The sequence below is a fragment of the Cupriavidus basilensis OR16 genome (genome assembly GCF_000243095.1).
GTDB lineage: Bacteria > Pseudomonadota > Gammaproteobacteria > Burkholderiales > Burkholderiaceae > Cupriavidus > Cupriavidus basilensis_D.
In genome coordinates this window covers 1-435 of record NZ_AHJE01000279.1, presented here as the reverse complement: position 1 = coordinate 435, position 435 = coordinate 1, and the positions used below count along the sequence as shown (strand labels likewise).

General features: G+C 64.8%; 1 protein-coding gene. It reads right to left on the bottom strand.

Features of this window, described 5'->3' with window-relative positions:
* Nucleotides 1-435 (bottom strand): DUF637 domain-containing protein (locus OR16_RS38705; RefSeq protein WP_006164843.1); only part of this gene is annotated, 435 nt, incomplete at both ends.

Genomic DNA, 435 nt, shown 5'->3' with positions numbered 1-435 from the left:
GGCTGACGCACACGAGGACCAGACGCCGTTCGCGCATTCCCGATTGGCCTTCTCATACGCTTGCCGCTCGGGCTTGCTACTCAGGTAATTGTTGAGGGCCTCGTTCTGCGCAGCGCCAGCTGCGATCAGGCCATCCTGGCCCAGGACTGCCGCTAAACCGCCTCCTGCCAGCATGGCCACCGCTGTTACCACGACCTGGTTTACCGTGCTCTCACGGTCTGCATTGGTCGTGACCCCTAGCGCCCCACCAACTAGCGGCGCGACGATCGCGCTTGTGGCTCCGCCAATCGCACCTGACGCACAGTCACCACTGCCGGCCGCACCTGCGAGACATCCGAGGGCCGCATGGCTGGCGATACTCTCGAAGGAACCCGCTTCGGTGTTAGCGCCAATGCTGTTCGCACCCAACGCCGCCGTCTGCGCCACCAGGCTGCC